Source organism: Cupriavidus sp. DL-D2 (genome assembly GCF_039710735.1).
Classification (GTDB): Bacteria; Pseudomonadota; Gammaproteobacteria; order Burkholderiales; family Burkholderiaceae; genus Cupriavidus.
Window position 1 is genome coordinate 64,638 of sequence record NZ_JBDKXK010000006.1, and the last position, 23,579, is coordinate 88,216.

26 protein-coding genes and 1 tRNA gene are annotated in these 23,579 nt (G+C 62.1%); 10 read left to right on the forward strand and 17 right to left on the reverse strand.

Annotation, left to right across the window (positions count from 1 at the left end; all coding sequences use genetic code 11):
• The first annotated feature begins 96 nt into the window (after positions 1 to 96).
• Genes ABDB81_RS06070 through ABDB81_RS06080 form a run of 3 tightly spaced genes read left to right on the forward strand, consistent with a single transcriptional unit; the run spans position 97 to position 2,664 of the window.
• Complete coding sequence (locus ABDB81_RS06070) at positions 97 to 480, forward strand: hypothetical protein (RefSeq protein ID WP_346810396.1); 384 nt, start codon at positions 97 to 99, stop codon at positions 478 to 480.
• Complete coding sequence (locus ABDB81_RS06075; RefSeq protein WP_137922960.1) at positions 464 to 2,086, forward strand: NAD(P)/FAD-dependent oxidoreductase; 1,623 nt, start codon at positions 464 to 466, stop codon at positions 2,084 to 2,086. Before ABDB81_RS06070 ends, ABDB81_RS06075 begins: the two co-directional genes overlap by 17 nt.
• 2 nt (positions 2,087 to 2,088) lie before the next feature.
• Positions 2,089 to 2,664 carry a DUF1415 domain-containing protein gene (locus ABDB81_RS06080; protein WP_346810397.1) on the forward strand — a complete coding sequence of 192 codons (576 nt, stop codon included), beginning with the start codon at positions 2,089 to 2,091 and terminating at the stop codon, positions 2,662 to 2,664.
• 21 nt (positions 2,665 to 2,685) lie between these two features.
• Here ABDB81_RS06080 and ABDB81_RS06085 read toward each other — a convergent pair whose 3' ends face one another.
• Positions 2,686 to 3,525: an SAM-dependent methyltransferase gene (locus ABDB81_RS06085; protein WP_346810398.1), complete on the reverse strand. Its 840-nt coding sequence runs from the start codon at positions 3,523 to 3,525 to the stop codon at positions 2,686 to 2,688.
• A gap of 210 nt (positions 3,526 to 3,735) precedes the next feature.
• Between ABDB81_RS06085 and ABDB81_RS06090 the strand changes: the two genes are divergently transcribed.
• Both ABDB81_RS06090 and ABDB81_RS06095 read left to right on the forward strand, forming a co-directional pair.
• Positions 3,736 to 5,349 carry a FapA family protein gene (locus tag ABDB81_RS06090; protein WP_346810399.1) on the forward strand — a complete coding sequence of 538 codons (1,614 nt, stop codon included), beginning with the start codon at positions 3,736 to 3,738 and terminating at the stop codon, positions 5,347 to 5,349.
• 274 nt (positions 5,350 to 5,623) lie between these two features.
• On the forward strand, positions 5,624 to 6,055 hold the full coding sequence (locus ABDB81_RS06095) for a DNA-binding response regulator (RefSeq protein ID WP_346810400.1): 432 nt from the start codon (positions 5,624 to 5,626) through the stop codon (positions 6,053 to 6,055).
• Between the two features lie 517 nt (positions 6,056 to 6,572).
• Here ABDB81_RS06095 and ABDB81_RS06100 read toward each other — a convergent pair.
• The 16 genes from ABDB81_RS06100 to ABDB81_RS06175 all read right to left on the reverse strand — a co-directional run bounded on the left by ABDB81_RS06100 (position 6,573) and on the right by ABDB81_RS06175 (position 18,192).
• Positions 6,573 to 8,078 (reverse strand): hypothetical protein, encoded by a 1,506-nt coding sequence (locus ABDB81_RS06100; RefSeq protein ID WP_346810401.1) that lies wholly within the window; start codon positions 8,076 to 8,078, stop codon positions 6,573 to 6,575.
• Positions 8,075 to 8,821: a hypothetical protein gene (locus ABDB81_RS06105; protein WP_346810402.1), complete on the reverse strand. Its 747-nt coding sequence runs from the start codon at positions 8,819 to 8,821 to the stop codon at positions 8,075 to 8,077. Before ABDB81_RS06105 ends, ABDB81_RS06100 begins: the two co-directional genes overlap by 4 nt.
• Before the next feature lie 241 nt (positions 8,822 to 9,062).
• Positions 9,063 to 9,578, reverse strand: a complete 516-nt coding sequence (locus tag ABDB81_RS06110; RefSeq protein WP_346810403.1) for a hypothetical protein — start codon at positions 9,576 to 9,578, stop codon at positions 9,063 to 9,065.
• Positions 9,579 to 9,856: 278 nt separating this feature from the next.
• Positions 9,857 to 10,315, reverse strand: a complete 459-nt coding sequence (locus ABDB81_RS06115) for an HNH endonuclease (protein ID WP_346810404.1) — start codon at positions 10,313 to 10,315, stop codon at positions 9,857 to 9,859.
• Positions 10,303 to 11,346, reverse strand: coding sequence for a hypothetical protein (locus tag ABDB81_RS06120; RefSeq protein ID WP_346810405.1), 1,044 nt, complete (start codon positions 11,344 to 11,346; stop codon positions 10,303 to 10,305). Before ABDB81_RS06120 ends, ABDB81_RS06115 begins: the two co-directional genes overlap by 13 nt.
• 29 nt (positions 11,347 to 11,375) lie before the next feature.
• The gene (locus ABDB81_RS06125) at positions 11,376 to 11,750 is read right to left on the reverse strand and encodes a hypothetical protein (RefSeq protein WP_346810406.1); all 375 of its coding nucleotides are present in this window, start codon (positions 11,748 to 11,750) and stop codon (positions 11,376 to 11,378) included.
• Positions 11,747 to 12,460, reverse strand: a complete 714-nt coding sequence (locus ABDB81_RS06130) for a hypothetical protein (RefSeq protein WP_346810407.1) — start codon at positions 12,458 to 12,460, stop codon at positions 11,747 to 11,749. The genes ABDB81_RS06125 and ABDB81_RS06130 overlap by 4 nt, the downstream gene beginning before the upstream one ends.
• Before the next feature lie 570 nt (positions 12,461 to 13,030).
• Complete coding sequence (locus tag ABDB81_RS06135) at positions 13,031 to 13,291, reverse strand: hypothetical protein (RefSeq protein ID WP_346810408.1); 261 nt, start codon at positions 13,289 to 13,291, stop codon at positions 13,031 to 13,033.
• Positions 13,288 to 13,656 carry a hypothetical protein gene (locus ABDB81_RS06140; protein ID WP_346810409.1) on the reverse strand — a complete coding sequence of 123 codons (369 nt, stop codon included), beginning with the start codon at positions 13,654 to 13,656 and terminating at the stop codon, positions 13,288 to 13,290. Before ABDB81_RS06140 ends, ABDB81_RS06135 begins: the two co-directional genes overlap by 4 nt.
• The gene (locus ABDB81_RS06145; RefSeq protein ID WP_346810410.1) at positions 13,653 to 14,339 is read right to left on the reverse strand and encodes a helix-turn-helix domain-containing protein; all 687 of its coding nucleotides are present in this window, start codon (positions 14,337 to 14,339) and stop codon (positions 13,653 to 13,655) included. The genes ABDB81_RS06140 and ABDB81_RS06145 overlap by 4 nt, the downstream gene beginning before the upstream one ends.
• Before the next feature lies 1 nt (position 14,340).
• A complete protein-coding gene (locus ABDB81_RS06150) occupies positions 14,341 to 14,652 on the reverse strand; it encodes a hypothetical protein (RefSeq protein ID WP_346810411.1) in 312 nt (103 codons plus the stop codon).
• A gap of 95 nt (positions 14,653 to 14,747) precedes the next feature.
• Positions 14,748 to 15,056 carry a hypothetical protein gene (locus ABDB81_RS06155; protein ID WP_346810412.1) on the reverse strand — a complete coding sequence of 103 codons (309 nt, stop codon included), beginning with the start codon at positions 15,054 to 15,056 and terminating at the stop codon, positions 14,748 to 14,750.
• Between the two features lie 149 nt (positions 15,057 to 15,205).
• Positions 15,206 to 15,721 carry a hypothetical protein gene (locus ABDB81_RS06160; RefSeq protein ID WP_346810413.1) on the reverse strand — a complete coding sequence of 172 codons (516 nt, stop codon included), beginning with the start codon at positions 15,719 to 15,721 and terminating at the stop codon, positions 15,206 to 15,208.
• The gene (locus ABDB81_RS06165) at positions 15,718 to 16,719 is read right to left on the reverse strand and encodes a site-specific integrase (RefSeq protein ID WP_346810414.1); all 1,002 of its coding nucleotides are present in this window, start codon (positions 16,717 to 16,719) and stop codon (positions 15,718 to 15,720) included. The genes ABDB81_RS06160 and ABDB81_RS06165 overlap by 4 nt, the downstream gene beginning before the upstream one ends.
• A 72-nt stretch (positions 16,720 to 16,791) precedes the next feature.
• Positions 16,792 to 16,867 (reverse strand) — tRNA-Thr (locus ABDB81_RS06170).
• Positions 16,868 to 17,130: 263 nt separating this feature from the next.
• Entirely contained in the window at positions 17,131 to 18,192 is a 1,062-nt protein-coding gene (locus ABDB81_RS06175; RefSeq protein WP_137922964.1) for a porin, read from the reverse strand.
• Between the two features lie 679 nt (positions 18,193 to 18,871).
• Here ABDB81_RS06175 and ABDB81_RS06180 point away from each other — a divergent pair.
• From ABDB81_RS06180 to ABDB81_RS06200, 5 genes are all read left to right on the forward strand, one after another.
• A complete protein-coding gene (locus ABDB81_RS06180) occupies positions 18,872 to 19,708 on the forward strand; it encodes an NAD(P)-dependent oxidoreductase (protein ID WP_137922965.1) in 837 nt (278 codons plus the stop codon).
• Between the two features lie 5 nt (positions 19,709 to 19,713).
• Entirely contained in the window at positions 19,714 to 20,619 is a 906-nt protein-coding gene (locus tag ABDB81_RS06185) for an SMP-30/gluconolactonase/LRE family protein (protein ID WP_346810415.1), read from the forward strand.
• A gap of 70 nt (positions 20,620 to 20,689) precedes the next feature.
• Positions 20,690 to 21,640 carry a TRAP transporter substrate-binding protein gene (locus ABDB81_RS06190; protein WP_346810442.1) on the forward strand — a complete coding sequence of 317 codons (951 nt, stop codon included), beginning with the start codon at positions 20,690 to 20,692 and terminating at the stop codon, positions 21,638 to 21,640.
• Positions 21,641 to 21,725: 85 nt separating this feature from the next.
• Positions 21,726 to 22,298, forward strand: a complete 573-nt coding sequence (locus ABDB81_RS06195; RefSeq protein WP_137922967.1) for a TRAP transporter small permease — start codon at positions 21,726 to 21,728, stop codon at positions 22,296 to 22,298.
• Positions 22,289 to 23,572, forward strand: coding sequence for a TRAP transporter large permease (locus ABDB81_RS06200; RefSeq protein WP_346810416.1), 1,284 nt, complete (start codon positions 22,289 to 22,291; stop codon positions 23,570 to 23,572). The genes ABDB81_RS06195 and ABDB81_RS06200 overlap by 10 nt, the downstream gene beginning before the upstream one ends.
• Positions 23,573 to 23,579 lie beyond the last annotated feature (7 nt).

Below are 23,579 nucleotides of genomic sequence, written 5' to 3' on the forward strand. Positions count from 1 at the left end.
GTATCTGTTCTGGCGTCGTGCTCAAACGCTTGTGCCTGTTGAGGGGAAAGGCCGGCCGATAGTCTGGAGGCTCGAAATGTTGCCAGGAGAAACACCATGCCAGCCCCTGATATCGTCACCCGGACCCTTCGCCTTGCAGCCGGGCAAAGTCTCATGATTCACCTGACCTCGGGCGTGGTGGTGCGCGTGAATGCGGGGCGCATTGCCCTGCACACCGCGCCGCGCTGGCTGGCGGGCGGCATCTTCACTGTCGGGAGCGAACTCGATGGAGAGGGTGTGCAGGTGATCGAAGAGGCGGGCTGGTATCGGATCGAGGCGCATTCTGCTGCGCAGTTGCAGATCATGGCGTTGCCGCCGCGCCCAAGCCTGTGGCGGCTGATAAAATCCCGGCTCGGCCGTTCTGGCCTCCTGCTGGGTAACGCCCGGCCACCAGACGACAAGGCCGCAGAACAATCGGTACCCCATGCTACGTCTCAGTGAAGTCAAACTCCCGCTCGACCATGCCGAGGGCGACCTGGAGGCTGCCGTGCGCAGCCATCTCGCTCAAATCGGTGTCAAGGGCGACGGCCTCGTCAAGTTCACCGTCTTCCGCCGCGCGCACGATGCGCGCAAGCGCGACGATATCAAGCTGACCTACATCATCGACATCGAGGTCAAGGACGAAGCCGCGGCGATCAAGCGGATGTTCCGCAAGCCGAACTGGAGCGTGACGCCTGACATGGCGTACCACTTCGTGGCGAAGGCACCCGAAGGCGGCCCGAAGCTGCGGCCCGTGGTGATCGGGCTTGGGCCGTGCGGCCTGCTGGCCGGTTTGATCCTGGCCCAGATGGGTTTTCGCCCGATCATTCTCGAACGTGGCAAGGAAGTGCGCGAGCGCACCAAGGATACGTTTGGCCTCTGGCGCAAGAATGTGCTGAACCCCGAGTCGAACGTGCAGTTCGGTGAAGGCGGTGCGGGCACGTTCTCGGACGGCAAGCTCTATAGCCAGATCAAGGACCCCAAGCACTATGGCCGCAAGGTGCTGGAGGAATTCGTGCGCGCAGGCGCGCCCGAAGACATCCTGTACAAGGCGCGTCCGCACATCGGCACGTTCCGGCTGGTCAGCATGGTCGAGAAGATGCGCGCGGAGATGCTGGAACTTGGTGCGGAGATCCGCTTCGAGACACGCGTCGACGATATCGATATCGACAATGGCCATGTGCGCGGCCTGAAGCTGTCGAATGGGGACTACCTGGCGTGCGATCACGTGATCCTGGCCGTGGGCCATAGCGCGCGCGATACCTTCCACATGCTGCATGACCGTGGCGTGTTCATGGAGGCCAAGCCGTTCTCGCTGGGCTTCCGCATCGAACATCCGCAGGGCCTGATCAACCGTAGCCGCTTCGGCAAGTTCGCCGGCAACAAACTGCTGGGCGCCGCCGACTACAAGGTCGTGCATCACGCGAGCAACGGCCGCGCCGTATACAGCTTCTGCATGTGCCCGGGCGGTACGGTGGTGGCGGCGGCATCGGAGCCGGGCCGGCTGGTGACGAACGGCATGAGCCAGTATTACCGTGCCGAGCGCAATGCCAACGCCGGCATCGTCGTGGGCATCACCCCCGACGAGGATTTCCCGGGTGGCCCGCTGGCGGGTATCGCCTTCCAGCGCAAGTGGGAAGAGCGCGCGTTTGAACTGGGCGGCGCCGACTATCGCGCACCGGCCCAACTGGTCGGCGACTTTGTGGCGGGCCGCGCATCGACCGCGTTGGGTTCGGTGGAGCCGTCGTACAAGCCGGGCGTGACGCCGACCGACCTGAGTACGTCGCTGCCGGACTACGTGATCGATGCCATTCGCGAAGCGCTGCCGGAACTCGACAAGAAGATTGCCGGGTTTGCGATGCACGATGCCGTGCTGACGGGCGTGGAGACGCGCACGTCGTCGCCGCTGCGGATTCGCCGTAACCGTGACGACTGCCAGAGCATCAACGTGCGTGGCCTGTATCCGGCGGGCGAAGGTGCGGGCTATGCCGGCGGCATCTACTCGGCGGCGATCGACGGCATCGAAGTGGCCGAAGCCGTGGCGCTGCACATCACCAACGGGCAGTGACGATGACGGACAGCACTCGTGACGATCACGACGTCGCTCGCATCACCGGCGAGGTCAGGCACTGGCTCACGCGTGCCGTGATCGGCCTGAACCTGTGTCCGTTTGCCAAGAGCGTGCATGTGAAAGGGCAGGTGCGCTACGTGGTCAGCGATGCCACGCGCGACGAGGACCTGCTCGATGAACTGGAGCGCGAGCTGACGCTGCTGGTGGAATCCGATCCGGAGGCCATCGACACCACGCTGCTGATCGTGCCGCATGCACTGTCGGACTTCCTCGCCTACAACGACTTTCTCTACGTGGCGGACCAATTGCTGCAGAGCCTGCGGTTGGATGGCACGCTGCAGATCGCGAGCTTCCATCCGCAGTATCAGTTCGAGGGGGCCGGGCCGGACGATATCGAGAACTATACGAATCGCGCGCCGTATCCGATCTTCCATCTGCTGCGCGAAGACAGCATCGCGCGTGCGGCGGAGGTATTTCCCGAAGCTGAAGATATCTACGAGCGGAACATGGAGACGGTTCGCCGGCTGGGCCATGCCGGCTGGCTCGAATGGATGGCGGGCAAGAGCGATCTCTGACCCGCCATTGAGGGAGGGATGCTACGCCGCAGCGGTATCCGTAAAGAACCGCTCGTGCAGTTCTTCCAGTCCCACTGATTCCAGCACTTGCTGCAGGCGCTCGGCCGGACGGCGGCGCGGCAGGTCCTTGTACTGGGCGATGATCAGTTCGTTTTTCATCGAGTGTTCCCAGCCCACCAGTTCCGTCACGCTGACCTGATAGCCGTGCGCCTCCAGTTGCAGGCAGCGCAGCACATTGGTCAACTGGCTGCCAAACTCGCGCGTGTGCAGCGGATGTCGCCAGATTTCCGTCATCGGATTGCCCGCCAGCATGCGGCCCTTGTGCTTGCGCAGAACGGAAGCCACCTCGGCCTGGCAGCACGGCACCAGCACGATATGCTGCGCGCGCTTGCCCAGCGCGAAGCGGATGGCATCGTCCGTGGCCGTGTTGCATGCGTGCAGGGCCGTGACCACATCGATGGATTCCGGCAGCGCCGACGATTCGATCGAATCGGCGACCGACAGGTTCAGGAAAGACATCCCCGGAAAACCCAGACGTTTTGCCAGCGCCTCGGAGCTGGCCACCAGTTCCTCGCGGGTTTCGATCCCGTAGATGTGAGAGGTGTCCTTCAGATCCTTGAAGAACAGGTCGTAGAGGATGAAGCCGAGGTACGACTTGCCGGCGCCGTGGTCCACCAGCGAGACGGCGCCGCGGGCGTCCTTCACTTCGCGCAGCAGCGGTTCGATGAACTGGAACAGGTGGTAGACCTGCTTGAGCTTGCGGCGGCTGTCCTGGTTCATCTTGCCATCGCGCGTCAGGATATGAAGCTCCTTGAGCAGTTCGATGGATTGTCCCGGGCGGACTTCGTTCTGGCTGGACATCAGGGTGTGGGGGTGATGCTGGAAAGGGCGACAGTTTACCGAAAACCAGGGCCCCCTACTTTTGTGGGCTAAAGTTCACTTCGCTTCCTGCCGTTGATCTGTGGATCACGACAAGCAGAGTTGGCGCGGTTGCGGCGGGTTTTGCGGAAAACCTTCGGGGCATCGACCCTGGCCGGCTGTCGCCACTTTAGAACGAGAAAGTGGGGAGCCATGACAGCGGACATGGGATTGCGCCTGGAGCTGAGCCAACCCGGCGATCAGGTTAGAGCATGCTTTGCGCCCGAGCCGGGGCGCCTGCCGCCCGACCGGGCGGCGCTGGACGCCGAACTGGCCGACCATGGCTGGGAGGGGGCGCGCCTCGACCCGTCTGCCGTGACGGGTTTTCTGACCCAATGCCAGTTGACCGATCGCGAGATCGATGCCGTGATCGGCAGCGTGCTGGACGGCGCGTTCGAACTGGAAATCACCGCAGACAAGCTGCAACTGTTGCTGACGCTGATGCCGCCCGAGGGTGGACGTCCGATTGCGGAAGAAGATATCGCGGCAGCGGCAGCATCGATGAAGATCGTGGCACTGCTCGACTCCGCCGCCATTGGCGTGGCGCTGGAAGCGGGCAGTTGCGAAGGCCGCGAGATTGCGCGTGGCGTGGCACCTGTGCAAGGCGAGGCGGCGCGTTTTGACAGCCTCGTGCAGCAACCTCGTCCTGCCCAGGTGGAGAACGAAGACGATCGCGTGGACCTGCGCGATCTGGGCAGCCTGCTGCTGGTCAATCCGGGTACTGCGCTGATGCGCCGCACACCTGCGCGGATGGGCAAGGACGGCATGGACGTGCTCGGCAAGCCGATTGCCGCCGACGCGGTGGTGGACACCCCGTTCGCCGCCGACATGACCGGCGTGGCCGTCGATCCCAATGATCCGAACCTGTTGCTGGCGGTGATCGCTGGCTCGCCCCGCGTGCTGCCCAATGGCGTGATCGTCAGCCCGGTGGTGGACGTGGAGGCCGTGGATCTGCATTCGGGCAATGTCACGTTCGATGGCTCGCTGCGGGTATCGGGCGACATCCGCACGGGCATGACCGTACGCGTGACCGGCGATGTGGTGGTGCAAGGCACGATCGAGGCTGCCCATGTGGAAGCGGGCGGCGATGTGATCGTCAAGGGCGGCATCATCGGCAAGGCGGAAGGCGCCCATGGCGGTGCCCCGAGTGAAATCGCCAGCGTGCGCAGCAAGGGTGCCGTGCATGCGCGCTTCATTCAGAACGCGATTGTCGAGGCGGCCACCGAGGTCATTGTCGAAAGCGGCATCCGCCAGAGCGATGTCTCGGCGGGCGAGCGCGTGGCGGTCGGCACGCCGACGGGGCAGGGCAGTATCAGTGGCGGACGCACGCGTGCGTTGCAGGCGGTCAGTGCCGCCATCCTGGGCGCGCCCGCCGGCAGTGCCACCGCCGTGCATGTTGGGCTGAATCCGTTCGCTGACGAGCAGAAGGCAGATCTGGAAGCGCGCCGCCGCCATGTACTCGACGATCAGGCGAAGCTGCAGCAGCTGGTGGCGTTCTTTGCCAAGCATCCCGAGCGCGCACAGGGCGACGTCCGTGAGAAGGCTCGGGCCACGATGTACAAGATCAATCGGGAACTGTTCGAGCTCGATGCGGAAATCGCCAAGCTTAACGAGCAGATCAAGCCGACCGACGATGCCGTGATCGCGGCCAGCCGACGTATCCACGGTGGCGTGACGCTGCAGGTGGGCCACAAGGTGCTGAAGGTCATGGAGGACAAGTCCGGCGGCCAGGTGCGCGTGGTCGAGGATCGCATCACGGTAAGCTGACCCCGCCGCGCGTTTCGTGTATTCCGCGTCACGCGTTACGCCGGGGAGGGTGACGCGTTACGTCACGCGTTACGTCACGCGTAACGTCGGGGATGACCGGCCGTGGCAGCCAGGATGCCGCATGGCGCGGCGCCCCAATTGCCCGCAAAGCCCGGGTTTTCAAGGGTTGCGGGCGTTACGCGCGTGGCCGCGCACACTGATCGGATGCGCGGCTTTCCGCTGGCACGGGGTTTGCGGTGTCTCCTGCACTCAAAACACAAACGGGGAGATTGCCATGGACACGATCGTGATCGAAAGCCAGCCGCTGATCCGACTGGGCATGCAACGGATGCTGGAGCGCATGGCCGGGATCGGTGCGGTGCGGGTGATGGAACCCGCTGCCATCGTCTCGCTGCAATACACCACGGAACCTGCCATCGTGGTCTTTGGCATGTCTGCCGATACCGCCGACAACTGGTACCTGCTACGCCGGCTGCACCACGTCATGCCCGGCGCGCGCATCCTGCTGCTGTCGGACAACATGTGGCTGCGCATACCGGAGACGAACACGTCGTGCGGCGTGGTCGAGCAGTTGCCGAAGTCGGCATCGATCGAGCGTATCGAGGCGGTGGTCTACCAGATGCTCGGTCACGATGGCTTTGTCCCCATGCCCGCTGCGAGGGATGGCTGGCGGCCCGCCTACCAGCATCATTCCGCATTGTCGTGAGCGGTAGGGCAGGACACTTGCAAATGGGGTGGGCAACATTGGCCCAATAGCCAGGCTCCAAAGCAAAAAGGGCAACCCGAATGGGTTGCCCTTTCTACTTCAAGTGGTGCCGGAGATAGGAGTCGAACCTACGACCTTCGCATTACGAATGGATTCACACCAGCAGCAGGACCATGAGTGTAACCCATTCTGACATGCTCTGGATCACGGATGAGCCTATATCCGACACCTTTGCGTTATCACGTGGTAGAGCGCACAAGGTGATTGCCCGGTGTTCTCAGATGGCAATCCGGCTCCTGCACCCCTGAGTCCGGCAGCGAGGAGTTGGAGGATTTGAGTGTGCGGGCACGGAGCAAGAGGTGCGGGACGTTTGCGTGCAGGAGGCTACGGCGCGGGCGGTCAGAGGAGCGGGCGCACTGGATCAGAATGGGCAAGCCAAAAAATCGGATCGAAGTGAAGCTGCTAGCCTGCGGGCGGAGCCGTACTTTCGTCCTGTCAGGCGAGCCGAAGTATCGATTTACATCCAGATCGCCTGAAATACGACGTCTCGGATAACTTTTATCTTCGCTCTCCCGATGTAGTCAATCCTGTCCAGCTCGGCGTCAGTAGCGTTAGCAAGTTCGCCCACAGTTGTCATACCAGCCGCTCTCAATCGTTGAATGATTGGCTCGGTCAAACCGTAAGGGTATGCCGACGACCGGCCAAGCAACTTAATCTCTTTGTTCAAAATGGCCAACCCATTCTCGTCTGGCAGCTTCGGTAGCTTGATATGTTGGAAAATAGCGCTCGCTACATACAACTCGGCTGCCTCACCATTTCCCTGTAGCCATTCGTCCATCATCTCGGATGTAAGGCGTCTGGAGGGCGTGGACTCAAGCAGGCTGCACAGATTGATCGCATAGATAGGCCCGCGGCCTCCGGATTTAAGCGCTCGGGACGCTTCCCGTTTTGCAACGAATCCAAGATATTCAAGAATCTCAAATATCTTGAGATACTGGCTAACTATCTGCCGGTGGATTAAGACTCGATCGTAAGCAATAGTACGATGACTTGACTTCACTGACTTGGTGGCGTGTTCCACGATGGCTTCCATCACATCACGCGCAGGTTCTACGAGAGCCTCGTAAATTCCAAGCTTGGGAGCCACCTCTTCCATCAATGGCCAAAAGTAGTCCGATGCCATATCGAGCATGCATTGCTGCACATCGGGTATGCCGATTTTATCTTTGTTGTCAAATCGATTGCATGCCAAGATAAAGCCCCGAAGATTCCCTACTACGGATCTTCCGAGCAAGTTGGCAAACTCCGAGGGACCCAGTCGATCAGAGAACTTCGAACGCTCGGCCAGGCGAGGGTAACGAGCCCGTATGACATCCGGGAAAAAATCCGGAGACGTTGAAACATCAGACCGGCTAATGTCGATGACGGTCGAGTCATTGAAGACATCAAAGCGGACGCCAAACTTGGTTACACCCGGGTAAATCGAAGCTTTACAGGATGTGAGGTTGCTGGACAGCGTGCGGAACATGTCAAAGAAGACTTCAAGCGGCTTCTCACGACCGATGTGTGCAGCGTCGTCAAAAAGTAGCACAATCCGCATGCCTAGTGACTGCGCCAACGTCGTCAACCCAAACTGAAGTGAGCCTTCGTCGACCGCTGTGGGAAAATCTTGATTACTTCCACGCTCACCCAATTCCTTTTGAATCGCTTGCGACAGCAGGACACAAAAGTGCTCAATGTACTCCTGTCCGTCAGACTGGAGAAGTGGCAGATAGCGGAGGCTCACATAAACAGGCAGAACGCTTGTGGACGTCTTCATCCTCCGAGAAGCCTCAATCAGCAAGGCACTCTTCCCGCTACCACGGCCACCTCGAATAAGTACCGGACCGTGAGCACTCAGTTTTCGGATTATCACCTCATCGTGGCTTGAGAAACTATGGTACTTTTCGAACTCGGCAGGTGGGCACTCTTCAGCCGCCAGAATAAGACCTGAGTCCGTTTCAAAGTTGTCAATGTTATTCACGGTACGAGCCTTCTAATAGCTTTATAAGAGTCGACTGCAACTATAGGGTCGAGGGACGCATATGCGGTATGGACGAAGTGCGATGCTAAGCCAAGGTGTGCTACGACGAGGATTGCCTCACGAATCGAATTCTTGACGGTGACATCATCGAAGAGAAGGGCACTAGTAAAAAATTCCCAGTGGACGCCCTTGGAGAGGGTCGAGTACAGTTGTGCGCTACGACCTTTGGTTTCATCAATGAATCGGTCTGGATCAATGTTCAGAACATCGGAGAGCAGCGGATCCGTGGGCAGCGTCGACACATGATCCAGAAGCCGCGCAAATGCTGGCTTCCAAAATACATGGTCGAAATGCTTAGAGAACAAAGCACGGCTAATTTTTGGAAGGTCATGGTCAGCACTCCATAGAACGTTGCTCTGCTTGTCCTCTGGAATGACATCTCCGGTCCACGCGAATGCCGACTTTACGCGCTTACCGTATTCATACTCCGGCTGCGCTTGAAATTCGCTCAGATACAGCATCCGGAACGAATCTAGCCGACCGACAAGAGCTGCACATCCGTTCTCAAGAAGTACCCGGGCACAAAATGGCCCATAACTCAGGGTCTCGTCCGTAGTGTCGTCAATAAGAAACCTCGCCGCGCGGGATGAAAATCTCTCAATCGAACTGGAAAGTTGGCTGAGGGCAATCCCGGCAGTTCCATTTGCACCATTGCCGCATAAGAGAAGTGCTAACTCGTTCATCGAATAAGGTGTTCGTGCATGGCAGGTTTCCACAGAAGATGGCCGTACAAGTCTCAGCCAATTCCGAATTGGACGAAGAAGGGATTCGAACGACATCCGGGCAGTATAACTCGACCGTTGCATGGTTCCTTCGCGCCTTCTAGATCGGTAAAGGCAAAAAAAGGCCGGGGGCGTTCTTACCTTCCGCGACACAGCGGCCCTCTGTCTCCCCCCGGCTGGTTGCAATCGGTTCTGGATCCGCTCAGTCCAGCAGGGTGCGGCGGGCCTCCTCGTGGGCGCGCTGGACGGCCATGAGCGCGTCCGGCCCCACCTGGACGCGCACTTGAAAAACGTCTCTGCTTAATCGCGTGAGCAGCCGTGCCTGCACGAGACGCGATAGCTCGACATCTACGGCCACGTCCACATCTAGGCCCCACCGCTCAGCGACATTGGGCCAGCAGCCACCAATGTGCTCGTAGACCACGCTCACATGGAATGCGAGATGCTCACGAGCAGCGTGTGCCACCTCGGTTATAACGGCGCTCTCTACGACCACCCCGCACGGCACAAACTCAGCCAGCACGTGACGCGCTCCCGGACCGCTGGCCTGCAGGTAGTCTTGCCACCACAGCGGGTCATTGCAGCCTACCCTTTGCAGCGAGTGACGCTCGTCAGCCGGAAGCGACAGCGCGAGCAGCTCAGCGTGGGCCATCGCGGTGCGGCGGTGTAGCTCCGACCGCCAATATAGGAAGTCCCGCGCTGCATTTCCGAATTTCATTGCATCCCCGATTATTTCTGGCTACAAAACTATCCCTCATTTCTGGGGTCCATTTTCTGGGTTTCAGAAAATGAGCTGAACGAGGGTCGCTGTCCGATGTTGTGTGACTCTTTCGGCATAGCCCCCGCGCCCTGTGATGTCCCCGCAACTCCGCGGCGAAAGTCCGCGCGACCCGTTAAAACGCACCAGGAGCGACGAGCGGCCCGCACCTGTAGGCGAGGGCCTGTTCGTATCCGTTCGCGCCTTGGCGCTGGATCCGGTTGGCGCATGGCATGGCCTCACCATCGGGATGGGTCAAGGGTCGGGTATGGACTCGATGGCGGCGCCTCGCCCTCCGCCTCACCGGCACCGGCTCCCGTCCCGAGCGTTTGCCCGGTGGCCTGCCCCGAGTCGTCAAGCACTGCGAACGGGTCACCGTTCCAAGGGTGGGCGGGGTCCAGCGGTTGGCCGTGGTCATCGCTGCCGCGGCGGGGGTTGGCCCCACCTCGCTCCGCGTGGTTCCGGTTGTCGCACCCGACGCATAGCGTGCGCAGGTTGGGCAGGTGGAGGCCCAAGTCCGGCCTGTCTGCCAGCCGCTGGATGTGGTCCACTCGCGCGGCGCCCTTACCCCGGACATCGGCACCACACACCACGCAGCGGAATCCGTCGCGCACCAGGACAGCATGGCGTGCCCGTTTCCATGCGACGGACTGGTAAAGCGGATGCTTGCTGCCCTGCATGGCTGTCACCACGTGCATCCGGTGATTTCGGCAATCCGGTCCTCGCGGCGCATTGCCCACGACAGGCCGACGCGCGAGCGCATCGCCATAAGTTCCTGCTGCATCAGGCTGGTGATGGGCTGGCCCACCGTCCCTGTCGCATCGGCGAAGGGCACAGCCGGAGACGCCATCACCACCGCGCCATCTGCCCGGGTGTCGATCGTGGGCGCCGTATCACCCGCCACTGCGAGATCCTGCACGTCGAGCAGGATCATGGCGTCATCGGGAATCTGGCTGGTCAGCACGATTTCAGCGCCGCCGAGCCGGCCGTCCGATGGGTTGCGCACCTGGAGCATGTCCACCGACAGCAGGCGTCGCGAGGTCATCAGCAACAGGCCGCGCTGCAGCTTCGGTACCGCATCGAACAACGCGCCGAGGTCGGCCTTGCCGTCCGCACTACCGGGCAGCGCCGTCACGCCATTGAGCAGGCCGGCGGGGCTGTAGGCCGTGGCCGCAGCGTTGCCGAGCATGTTTTTATCAATCCGGCCGGCGGCGTCCTCCAACAGCAGCGTGGACAGGATGCTCACGCCGTCCGTGCTCGTTGCCAGCTCCTGCGTGAGCGTGGTGATGAGCGCCAACTTCCCCATCACGAACGGCGTACCGGACGAAAATTCCATGCTTGCAACAGGGATCGGGGCGGCCTCGGCCACCCACCCATAGCCGTCGATGAAGTCCGTGATGCGGCCCACAAAACGGGACTTGACCGTGGCGGAGGCACGGATGCCCGCGAGTGCAAACAACCGCGCGGAGGCGTTGGGCAGGTTCGTGACGAAATCCAACGTCACGGTTTCCTGCACCAGACCGCCGAAACTCGCGTCAGACGTGTTCGCGGGGTCGGTGGTGGCGCGCAGGATCATGCCGGCCAGCGGCGATGCCTCCAGGCGTGAGAGTTCGTTTTCCGGGGAGGATCGGCCGCCGGAAAGCACAGACCGCTGCATGGCAATGGTGGCCGTTGCGATAGCCTTGGCGATTGCCCGTGCTGTCGGGGAGGCTGTAGGTGAGCGGGACATGGATGTCTCCAGTGATGGATGGTGCCGCGTTACGCGCGGCGCGTGGTGAATGACAGCGGCCCGTTGTCCGGTAACGTGAATGACTTGCCCTCCTGCGCGAGAGCGGATTGCAGCAGCGCCACGCGCTCCTCCAGGTCCTTGATGCGCTCGGACTGCGCGATGGAAATTTCCGCCAATTGCACAATCTCCCGCGCGAAGCTGCCGGCCATGGTCTTGCACATCAGTTCAATGAACTTGATGGCCGCCTTGTTGAGCCCACTTCCCTTGATGCTTTCCATCTCCGCGTCCGTCAGGCCGGCACGGTGCTGCGCGGAAGTCTGCGCGGAAGTCTCCACGACAGGCTTGCCGGCGGCGGCCTTGACGCGCTGGAGCAGCTCGTTTGCGAAATCGGAATCGATGCTCATGATTGGCCTTCCTCGTTTGCGGCGTTGGCGCCGAGGCGCGCGGATAGCTGGCAGATGAGGCCGCTGGCATCGCACCCGAAGTCGGCGCCGTGCAGGCCGCCGAGGATTTCACCGTGGATCCGCACGGACGCGGCCAGCACGTCAAGATGCGTCCCCCCGGCGTGGTACTGGACCTGGACGCTATCGCGCACGAGCAGCCCACGCGGGTCACCACGCAGGGAGCGCCCGAGCGTGTGGGCGAGGCGATAGACGCTCTCCTCGTCCACATCGGTGTCAAAGCGCCGTCCACTGCCTTGGTATGGGCCGGCAATGATCTGCGGTCCTCGCTGCTCCGCGAACCACCGCAGTCCATCGGCCTGTGTCTCGGTCTGGACGGAAAAACGATCGTAAAGGGGGAACACGACGAACAGCAGCTCATAGGGAGACCCGCCGCCGCCAGGGTGTCCACCGCGGTTGCCGGTACCTGCGCGCGGCTCGGTGGGGCCGGCATCGGATTCGGGCAGCGGGCCACGGGCCAGCGGCGTATAGCTGCCGGAGAGCGCGCGGGCCTCGGCCTCCTCCTGCGCACGGCAGGCGTCGCACTTGCGGGTGCGGATGGAACGGGATACGAACGACTGCCGGCAGGTGGGGCAGTTGACCAGCGTGGGCGTGGTGGACTTGGCCTCCCGCGCCTGCCGCTTGGCATAGTTGCCATCGGGAGCGCGGGGCATCAGCACACCTCCGGGAGGGAGGTGGGGGCAGGCGTGCGGCGGTGATTCATGGTCGAGCTGCTCCACGGTTCGGGGAGCAGGACCGGATTACCCGTCGCCTGCAGGTGCGCCTTCTGGTCGGGTGGCACGGTCGAGCTGCTCCACGGGGGAGCTGGACCGGTGGGCCGTCGCCAGCAGGTTTCAGGGTTGCACTATAGGCCCGCAGGCGCGGAAGTCCAGCCGGTGAGGCGGTTTAGCAGCTCCGCGAGATGGCGGAGCGAGAGCAGCGGGCCGCACCGGGCGTGCGGCTCAATGGTAAAGACAAGGACGGAAAGGTTCGGAAATCGCAGGTAACGACTTCCGAAACTGCACCGCCCACCCTCGCGCAGATCGGCGTGTCCCGCGACGAATCAGCCGGCCCGCAGGGACTTGAGGCGGCGGCCAGCGTGCGGCGTCGCTCGTCTGCCTGTGGGACCCCGCTGCGCGTAATCCACGAGCACCAGCCAATCCGTGACCCGAGTACGCGCGCAGTCCGGGCAGCAATATCCAAGCGTGTCCAGGAAGCCATGGGCCACCAGCCAGCGGTGGTTTTTAGGCAGCATAGGCACGGCGGTGTGGCAGAAAATGCAGCGGTTCATGGTGTGTCTCCTCGTTGTGCAACAGGCGGTAGTGCGCGCAGCGGTTGCGTGCATTCGTGCCGGATAGCGCGCGGTGCTGCTCGGAAATGTCGGCCGGGTCGCGCATCGGCGTCATGCACAGGCCGCGTCCGTCCTCGTGCCGGCGGAAGCTGCGGCACTCCCCCTCGCAGCAGTGAATAGGCGGAAATCCCGGCTCCTCGCGGCGGGCGATCATGCGGCCTCCTCGTTGGGGAACAGCGCTGCCTGCACGCCTGGCGCCGACCTGGGCGGCTTGGGTGTCAGGTATCGAGCGGGGCCGCGAGGTTTTCGCGCGTGCGGCTCGGGCGTGGCCGCGTCAGATGGGTGTGAGCGGCGGTGTTCGGGAATCAATCCCCGGTCTTCCATGGCCTCCCACATCCTCGCGCGCCACTGCTCCACCACGGCCTCAATGGCTGGCAAGGGGGTGGTGCCGAACTGCTCGCGCTCGTGGATGAGGTGGGCGGCGGTCCAGCCCTCGAGATCGGCGCATCGCTCGATCCACGCAATGCCCTGCCTGCGGCGCACGGCCACGAGGTCCGGGGGCAGGTAGGCGGCGCTCATCCGATCATCCCCGACAGGTCACCGGCAGGTGGGGCCGCTCCCGTCTCGTCGTTCGGTGCCGGCTCTCGTTGCGCTGCGTCGCGCAATCCCTTTCCTGCAAGCCAGCCCTCGGCTGCGTCGCCACTGCCGAGCTGCTCGAAATCCTCGGGTGCGGAATGAGGTCCGGCGCCTGAGTTTTCCCCTGTTCTATGTAACCCCTTATTAGAGGGCTTTTGAAACCGCCCCTGTATGGGCTTTTCCCGTGTCCTGCATGGGCTTTTTTCTTCTGGCGAAACCGCCCCTGTGTGGGCTTTTTTCTTCGAGTTATCCACAGGGTGTCCGTCATCCTCGGCGCGTTGCGTTCTCCACTTTTTCCCGATGACCGGCGCGTCATCCGGTAGGCCGCCGAGGGCCAGATAGTTGCAGCGCACAACATCATTTATGGCGTCCTTGCCCGGGATGGTGATGACCCATTGCGATTGCCGCTGGCCGCGCTGGATCAAGCCGGCCGCTACCAGACGCATGCGCACCTTGCGCGCCGCAGACACGGTGCCGCCGAGCATGGCCGCGAGCTGCTTGTCCGATAGCGTGGCGATGAATTGCTCTCCAAAGCGGTCAGCAACATCGCACAGCAGGACGAGCGCCACGCGGACAGCCGGGTCCAGGTTCATCCGCATGGCGAGAGGCAGCAGGCCGGATGCCATATCACTGCTCCGACATGGGCGGCAGCCGCTTGCCGTTGGCAAAGAGTCGCGCACGGTCCCACCACTCCTGGTCCGGGGCGTGGTACTTGTGCGGCGGCCTCGGCCACAGCGCGCGTCGAGTCTTCCCGATTGCCTGGAGAATTTCCCAATCCTCATGCCCACGGAAACAGTGAATGTCGGTTTGTCCGGCGGCGTCCTCGCGGATGAGCAGCCGGTGTTTGCGCACCGCGCACAGCGGGCAAAACGATGTCCATTCGCCATAGGATCGCTCCCGCACGCCTTTCAATTCGGCAAGAATTTCGCTCGATGACATGCCTGTCTCCCGCGTAAGTTTTTTTTCGGCAAAAGGCTCCCCATTCCCGCCGGGTGGGAAGGCCGGCGGGGGATTGCAAATCAGCGGGGAGGGGCTTACGCGGAGGGTTCTGGCGAGGGCACGGCACGGATGCCGGCGCGGCGTTCGTCGGTGAAGCGGGCGCGGCTGCGGTCCTTGTAGACATCCACCACGGCCTGGAGCAGATCGTGCGGGCGGTCGGTCATCAGGCGGGTCGAAATCAGGAAAATCAACCCTTCACGAATCCAGTGTTCGCGCACTTCGGGGGTCATGACGTAGCGTAGGGCGGCATCACTCGGCACGAGGGCGCTGGCGTAGTTCGAGCGCCAGCCATCCGGGCCAATCAGGGGCATGACGTTCGGGGGCGTAGTGGCAGTAGCTTCCATATTTCGAGTGTCCTCGCGGTTGACGGGCCAATGGTGGCGCGGTTGTCCGGGCCGCGCTGGAATCAAAGTAGGTCCGCCGAGGAGCAAAGGCACGAACGAAAAAGGGAAGGACGTACGTCCTTCCCTTTCTGGTCAGCGCGGCACCGATATCACGCCACCGTTTTGTTCTTGCCTCGTTCCCGTTTCGGTGGCTTGGGAACATCCTTGAGCGCCGATTTCTTGAGAGAGCTGGCCGCCACCGTCTTGCCACCCTCGCCTTTGAATTCTCCCGCCACATAGGCATAGGCGCCCTCGCGTGTGGCTTTCTTTCCTTCCTCATCCCGGAGCACGAAATATTCCAGAAACAGCCGTTCCATCTCTGCACGGTCCGCCTCGGTGAATGCTTTGCTGTTGGGGGAAACAATCGCGCGCAGCACGCTCTGATCGGCCTCCACAGCCGAGAGCAACCATTCCAGCGTCTCGTTTGCACGCTCGCGGAACATAGGCCAGCCATCCGATTCGGTGAAGTCCGCACGCAGTCGGGCCAGTGCCTCCAGCCGGCGCAGGGCACGCATGTCTACCAGCTCAGTCGGCGGGTCCTCGCCATCGAAAAAGCCCGTCACAAACATCTCTGCGGCAATGCGCGGCATTTTCTTTTTGACGGTCGGTTTATTCTTGGAGGTCATTGCATGTCTCCGAGGACGCGATTGACTAGACGGGCCTTGCTGTCGGTGCAAAGGTGGGCGTAACGCTGGACCATTTCCAGCCCGCGATGGCCGAGCACGTCAGCGATTTCGAGCAGGCTGCCGCCTTGCTGCGCGAGATAGGACGCGCACGAGTGGCGCAGGTCGTGGAATCGGAAGTCCGGGATGTTGGCCTCGGTAAGCGCGATCTTCCACGCCCGTTCCGGGTGGAATGGCCGGTCCCAATGGCCGATGCGATGGAATAGCAATGCCTCGGGGTGGGGTGCCTTGCCGAGGCGTTTGATTTCGGCCGCCACGGCGGGCACCAGCACGAGGACCCGCTCGTCCCCGTTCTTGGTGTCGTGGAGGTGGGCGGTGCCGGCCTCCATGTCAATGTCCCGGTAGGCGATCGACAGCAGCTCGCCACGGCGTGCGCCGGTTGTCAGTGCCATGAGCACGAGCAGATAGAGGCGCGGCCACGTGGAAACCTTGGTGATGGCGAGTAGGCGCTTGCGTTCGGCGGCGGTCAGAAAGCGGGTGCGGGCGTTGTCGGCCTCCCGCGCGGCAACGGCACGGCATGGGTTCTGCCAGCCCTTAGGCATGAGGCGCTTCTGCTGCGCCCACGAGAAAACTGCTGAGAGGACCGCCTTGGCGCGGTTGATGGTGGCGGGGGCGGGGAGGCCCACGTCCTTGTAGATCGGCTCGCCCGCATCGTCCTTGCCCATGAAGCGGCGCACCGGCTGCTGTGACCAGTGCTCCAGCGCATCGGCAATATGGTCGGCGTCCACCTCGGCAGCATTCAGGCCGTCAAGGTAGGCGCACCAGCGGTGCAGAGTTTGGGGGCGTGCTCGATCATTGCCGCTGTAAGCGGCCATGTACGCGTCCACGAGTTCGTGGACGGTGAGGAGTCGTCTGCTGACACTGGACAGGTGCCGGACGGGTACGACGGTGAAGGCACGCGAGGGAGATTGCGTGCCGCTTTTCAGGGCTTGGGCTTTCATCTTTGCTCCACGTTAGACCAGCTCACTCGCTGCCTTGCGTGAAACCCTCGAAAACCGCGCCACCATTGAGAATGGTGCCGGAGATAGGAGTCGAACCTACGACCTTCGCATTACGAATGCGCTGCTCTACCAACTGAGCTACACCGGCGAAACCTTAAACTTGTCTGAAACCTGTTTTCTTGCTGGATTTGCTGCGCTTTGTTGCATCTGCATCGCGTCCAACAGAGCCAGCAATCTTAGCAGCGCCCCTCGGATTTGTGAAGCCCCTCCTGCAATTTTTTTCGCAAAGCTTGCTGGGGCAACGCGTCACAACAGGCGTAATCATCGCATGGGCATTCCTGCCACGTTCCAGGAAAAAGGGGGCGATGTCGCCCCCTTTTTCTCGTTGACCGGCTTGTGTCGATTGCCGCGTCAGAACTTGTGGCGCAGGCCGGCCATCACGCCCACACGGCTGCCGTGGCCGTAGAACGGCGTCTGGAACGTCGGCTGTGCGCCGAGGGTGCGCCAGGCGTCGGACAGCGTGGTGTAGTCGGCCTCGAGGTAGACGTCGGTGCGCTTGCTGAATGCGTAGTCGAGCATCATGGCGCCCGTGAAGCGGTTGCCCGAATCGCTGCCGGTCTTCAGGTGGTCATAGGTGCCGCTCGCGATGACCGACCATGCCGGATTGAACTGGTACTTGAAGCCCAGGTAGCCGGCCTGGTTCTTGTAGCCAGCGTTGTCCACGTTGCTGTTCGTGTAGCCGAGATAGACCGTGGCCGGGCCTGCGGTGTATGTGCCGCCGAGAGTCCAGACCTTCTGATCACTGTTCGGTACCGTGACGCCGTAGTACGTGGTGGTGTCCTTCATGATCTGGTAGCCGCCTGCCACCATGAACGGACCGGCCGCGTAGGTCAGGCTGCCGCCCGTCGAGGACGACTTCGCCACGCTGCCCGGCTGCTCGCCGAATGCATGCTGGGCTGCGATGGTCAGGCCGCCGAACTTGCCGGCGTACTTGATCATGTTGTCCTGGCGCACGCCGCCCGTGTAGTTGCCACCCTGGAAGCCGACGATGGCGAGGTTGGCCAGCGCGTATGCGTCATAGCTGGCAATGACTTCGTGGATCACCGTGAACTGGCGGCCCAGCGTGACCGTCCCGAAATCACCCTGCATCCCGACGTACGCCTTGCGACCGAACAGGCGGTTGCCCTGCAGGCTCTGGCCCGCGTCAGGCGAGAAACCGGATTCCAGCACGAAGAGCGCCTGATAGCCACGGCCCAGGTCTTCCACGCCGTACATGCCCCAACGGCTGCCGGTCAGCACGCCGTCGGTCATCTGCACCTTGGCGTTGCCAGCGGCGTTTTCATTCGTGGTGTAGCGGATCGTGGTGTCGACAATGCCGTAGAGCGTGACATTGGACTGGGCCTGGGCCGAAGCCGAGACGCCTAGTGTCGCGAGTGCTGCGGTGGTGAAGAAGGGCGCAAGGGCTCGCTTCATGGTTTGAGTCTCCATCCTGGCTTGTTATTTCGTTTGTTGTGGAATTGCCGGTGGCGAATGCTTTGACTTCTGCTGCGTCTGGCTCAGGCATTTCCTTCACCGGCGGGCATGGGAGGCGCGCGGTATTTAAGGCGCGCCGCGCGCCGGGACGTCCGAAACATGGAATTGGGAAAGGCAATTCATGTGATCTGATGTCCGATGACATCGTACCTTACAAAAAAATAACGACGCAAGACATAGGATGAGACATTGCGTTGTGGAATCACACCAGTTCAATCATTCCAGCAGCCGCCAGCCCTTGATGCAGAGCGGAAATCCCACGTCTGCCGATGTGAAGTCGAAGCAAAGAAATGACTGTCATCGGCTTTATTAGCTAATCGCTTAATAAGCCTGTATCCCATTATTCATAAGGGTTACAGGGTTTTTATCCGACTGTATTTCGCCATTCACCAAAATAGGGAATTCACTCGTTTGAGTTAGAAATATCGCATTGCAGCAATTAAAGTCTGGATGTCTGCAACTTAAAACTTCTAGGGAATTCACTGAGACAGAGTGATCTTGACCTGAATACGGGGCGCGATTAGATTCCAGTGGCGTTGTATGACGACAGATCAATAACTCTCAATTTAGTCATGAGTGCGCCTGTAGCAGGACCCGCGCGCCATGCAAGCCGAAATCCATGTCCCAGACTTTCAAAGACCCGCTGGATGGCGTCGCCACCCGCTGCCACCGCATCCTGCTGACCGGTGCGGCCGGCAACCTTGGCCGTGTCCTGCGCGACCGGCTGAAGCGTTATGCCGATGTGGTGCGCGTTTCCGACATCGCCAACCTTGGCCCGGCGGGCGAGCAGGAAGAAGTCTTGACCTGCGACCTTTCCGATGCCAAGGCTGTGCACGCGCTGGTGGAAGGTGTCGATGCCATCGTCCACCTGGGCGGTGTGTCCGTGGAGCGCCCGTTCGAGGAAATCCTGCCGGCCAACATCCAGGGCACCTATCACCTGTACGAAGCGGCGCGTCGTCATGGCGTGCGCCGCGTGGTGTTCGCCAGTTCGAACCACGTGATCGGTTATTACCGGCAGGGCGAGGTGCTCGATGCCGATACGCCAGCGCGCGCCGATGGCTACTACGGTATCAGCAAGGCATTCGGCGAGCAGATGGGCAGCTTCTACAGCGATCGCTATGGCATCGAGACCGTGGCGCTGCGCATTGGCTCGTCGTTCCCGGAGGCCAAGGATCGTCGCATGATGGTGACGTGGCTGGGTTATGAAGACCTGGAACAGTTGATCAAGCGCGCGATCTTTGTGCCCGAGGTCGGTTTCCTGATTGTCTATGGCGCATCGGCCAACCGCGATAGCTGGTGGGACAACAGCAAGGCGGCGAAGCTGGGCTTCAAGCCCGTGGAATCGTCCGAGCAGTTCCGCGCCAAGGTGGAGTCGGTGCCGCCGCTGCCGGCCGATGATCCGGCAGGCTGGTACCAGGGCGGCGCCTTCGTGAAGGCCGGACCGTTCGGAGACTGACCGCCATGGCAGGCCACACCGAATTCGAACGCATCGGCGACATGCGCTGCGGCGTGGGCGAAAGCCCCGTCTGGCACGCCGGCGATGCGGCGCTGTACTGGACCGATATCCCCAATCGCACACTGTGGCGCTTCGATCCATCGAGCGGACAGACACATCAATGGGCCGTGCCCGAGATGGCGGGTTGCATCGCGATGACTGCCGATGGTGGCTGGCTGCTGGCGATGGAAACGGGACTCTTCCGCATCGGCAAGCTGACGCCGGGACAAACGGTATCGGCCATCGACCGCGTGGCGACGGTGCAGCACAGCCACGGCGGCATGCGCTTCAACGATGGTCGTTGCGACCGGCAGGGGCGTTTCTGGGCCGGCACGATGGTGATGGATATGTCGCTGGCCGCCACCGACGGCAAGCTGTATCGCTTCGATGCGCGCACTGGTGCGCTGGATGTCGTCCGCGAAGAAATGATCACGCCGAACGGGCTGGCGTTCAGCCCCGATGGCCGCACGATGTACGTCTCCGATTCGCATCCCGCGCGGCAGGCCGTGTGGGCCTACGACTTCGACACCGATACCGGCACGCCATCGAATGGCCGCCTGTTCATCGACATGAACAAGTACCCGGGCCGTCCCGATGGCGCGGCGGTGGACGAGGACGGCTGCTACTGGATCTGCGGTAACGACGCAGGACAAGTGCATCGTTTCACGCCCGATGGCCGGCTTGACCGCAGCGTGGCCGTGCCGTTCGCCAAGCCCGCGATGTGCGCGTTTGGCGGCGCGGGCCTAGACACGCTGTATGTCACGTCGATCCGCACCGACGACAGCGATCCGCTGTCCGGCGCCGTGGTCGCGTTACGCCCTGGTGTACGTGGCCTTGCGGAGCCGGTATTGCGCGATTCCATGCGCGACTGATTTTGAACGAAGAACTACAACACTGGAGACACTGATGACCCGCATTTCGCCCCCTCGCCTGCGTACCCTGATGGCCGCTTTCGCCACCGCGATGGCCCTGCCGCTGGCCGCTCAGGCCGTGGAGTTCCGCTCCGCCGACATCCACCCCGAGGACTATCCGACCGTGCAGGCCGTGCGCCAGATGGGCGAACTGCTCAAGCAACGCTCCAACGGCAAGATGACGGTCAAGGTCTTTGCGCAGGGTTCGCTGGGCAGCGAGAAGGATGCTATCGAGCAGACCAAGATCGGCGCGCTGTCGATGGTGCGCGTGAATTCGGCAGCGATGAACAACATCTGCGAAGCCACCATCGTGCCGACGATGCCGTTCCTGTTCCGCTCCACCGAACACATGCGCCATGTGCTGGACGGCCCGGTGGGCGACGACATCCTGAAGTCGTGCGAGAAGAACGGCTTCATCGGCCTGGCCTGGTACGACAGCGGCTCGCGATCGATGTACACGACCAAGCGTCCGATCAAGTCGCTGGCCGATGCCAAGGGCATGAAGATTCGCGTGCAGCAATCGGACCTGTGGGTCTCGCTGCTCGAAGCCATGCATGCCAACGCTACGCCGATGCCGTGGGGCGAGGTCTACACCGCGCTGAAAACCGGTCTGGTCGACGGCGCCGAGAACAACTGGCCCAGCTATGAGAGCTCGCGCCAGTTCGAAGTGGCCAAGTACTACTCGCTGACCGAGCACTCGATGGCGCCCGAAATCCTGCTGTTCTCGAAGGTGGCATGGGATCGCCTCTCGAAGGAAGACCAGGCGATGGTGCGCCAGGCCGCCAAGGATTCGGTGCCGTTCATGCGCAAGCTGTGGGACGAGCGCGAACTGAAGTCGCGCAAGATGGTGGAAGCGTCGGGCGTGCAGATCATCCAGGTGGACAAGGCATCGTTCCAGGCCGCGATGAAGCCCGTGTACGACCGCTTCATCACCAGTGCCCAGATGAAGGATCTGGTGAAGCGCGCGCAGGACACGAAGTAAGCCTCATCGTAGTGGCCGCGGCCCTTGAGCAAGCGGGGTCGCGGGCAGTCCCTTTGCTGTCGTATCGCTGCAGGAATCCATCATCATGCTTTCGCCATCCCCTACGCCGGCCACCCCGGCGGAGGGCGTGCGCGGCGACGCCATCGAGGCGCCGGTCGTACACGCCAACTTCTACACTCGCCTCTGCGCCACGCTCGCACGCACCTGCCTCGCGCTCGGTGTCCTCGGACTGGTGCTGCTCGTCGTGGCCGTGCTCACGCAAGTCTTCGGCCGCTACGTGCTGAACGACACGCCGACCTGGGCCGAATCCATCGCCATGCTGCTGGTGCTCTACGTGACGATGTTCGGTTGCGCCGTGGGCGTGCGCGATTCGGGCCATATCGGGCTGGAGTCGCTGCTCGTGCTGCTGCCCGATAGCGTGCGTATCAAGATCGAACTGCTGATCCACGTACTGGTGGGCAGCTTCGGCGCCATCATGGCTTACAACTGCGCGCTGCTGGCGCTGTCCGTGGCCGACTACAAGCTGCCGACGCTCGGCATCTCCGAAGGCTGGCGCTATCTGCCGCCGGTCATCGCCGGCGTGCTGATCGTGCTGTTTTCGATCGAACACCTGATTGCCGTGCTGAAAGGCACGGAAGTGGAGCCGGCATGGCACTGATCATTCTCACCGTCAGCTTTTTCGGCTTCCTGATTCTCGGGGTGCCGGTTGCATTTGCCATCGGCCTCTCGGCCGTGGCAACGATTCTGTACGAGGGCCTGCCGCTGGCCGTGGTGTTCCAGCAGATGACCTCGGGCATGAACGCGTTTTCGTTCCTGGCCATTCCCTTCTTCATCTTTGCGGGCGAGCTGATGCTGTACGGCGGCATCGCCAACCGCATCGTTGATTTCGCCAAGTCGCTGACCGGCCATGTGCGCGGCGGGCTGGGTATGTCGAACGTGGTGGCATGTACGCTGTTCGGCGGCGTGTCGGGTTCGCCGGTGGCCGACGTATCGGCCATGGGCGCGGTGATGATCCCGATGATGAAGAAAGAGGGCTATCACGCGGACTACGCGGTCAACGTGACCACGCATGCCTCGCTGGTGGGCGCGCTGATGCCGACCAGCCACAACATGATCATCTTCACGCTGGCCGCAGGCGGCAAGGTGTCGATCGCCGCGCTGATTCTCGCGGGCCTGCTGCCGGCGCTGATCCTGACGATCTGCAACCTGGCCGCTGCCTACTTCGTGGCGCGCAAGCGTGGCTATCCGGCTGGCTCGTTTCCGGGCTGGGAAATCGTGGGCCATTCGCTGGCGGCGGCATTGCCGGGTCTGTTCGTCGTCGTGCTGATCATCGCGGGCATCCTGTCGGGCGTGTTCACGGCAACGGAATCCGCTGCGGTGGCCGTGCTGTATGCGCTGACGCTGACCGTGTTCCTCTATCGCTCGCTGACGCGTGAACAGTTCATCAAGGCTGCTGCCAAGGCAGTGAAGACCACGGGCGTGGTCCTGCTGCTGATCGGCATCTCGGCCACGTTCGGCTACATGATCAGCCTGTACGGCGTGGCTGCGCTGACCGGCGAGTTCCTGAGTTCGATGTCCACCACGCCGTGGATGATCTTCCTCATGGTCAACGTGATGCTGTTCATCCTGGGCACGTTCCTGGACATGGCCGCGACGATCCTGATCTGCACGCCGATCTTCCTGCCGATCTGCATCCACTACGGCATGAGCCCCGTTCAGTTCGGCATGATGATGCTGATCAACTGCGCGCTGGGCTTGAATACGCCGCCTGTAGGGACCACGCAGTTCGTCGGCTGCGCGATTGGTGGTGTATCGGTGGGGCAGGTGATGCGCACGATCTGGCCGTTCTACGGCGCGTTGCTCGCGGCGCTGATGCTGGTGACGTTTGTGCCGGCGTTCTCGCTGTGGTTGCCGGAGATGTTGTTGAAGTAAGTATCAA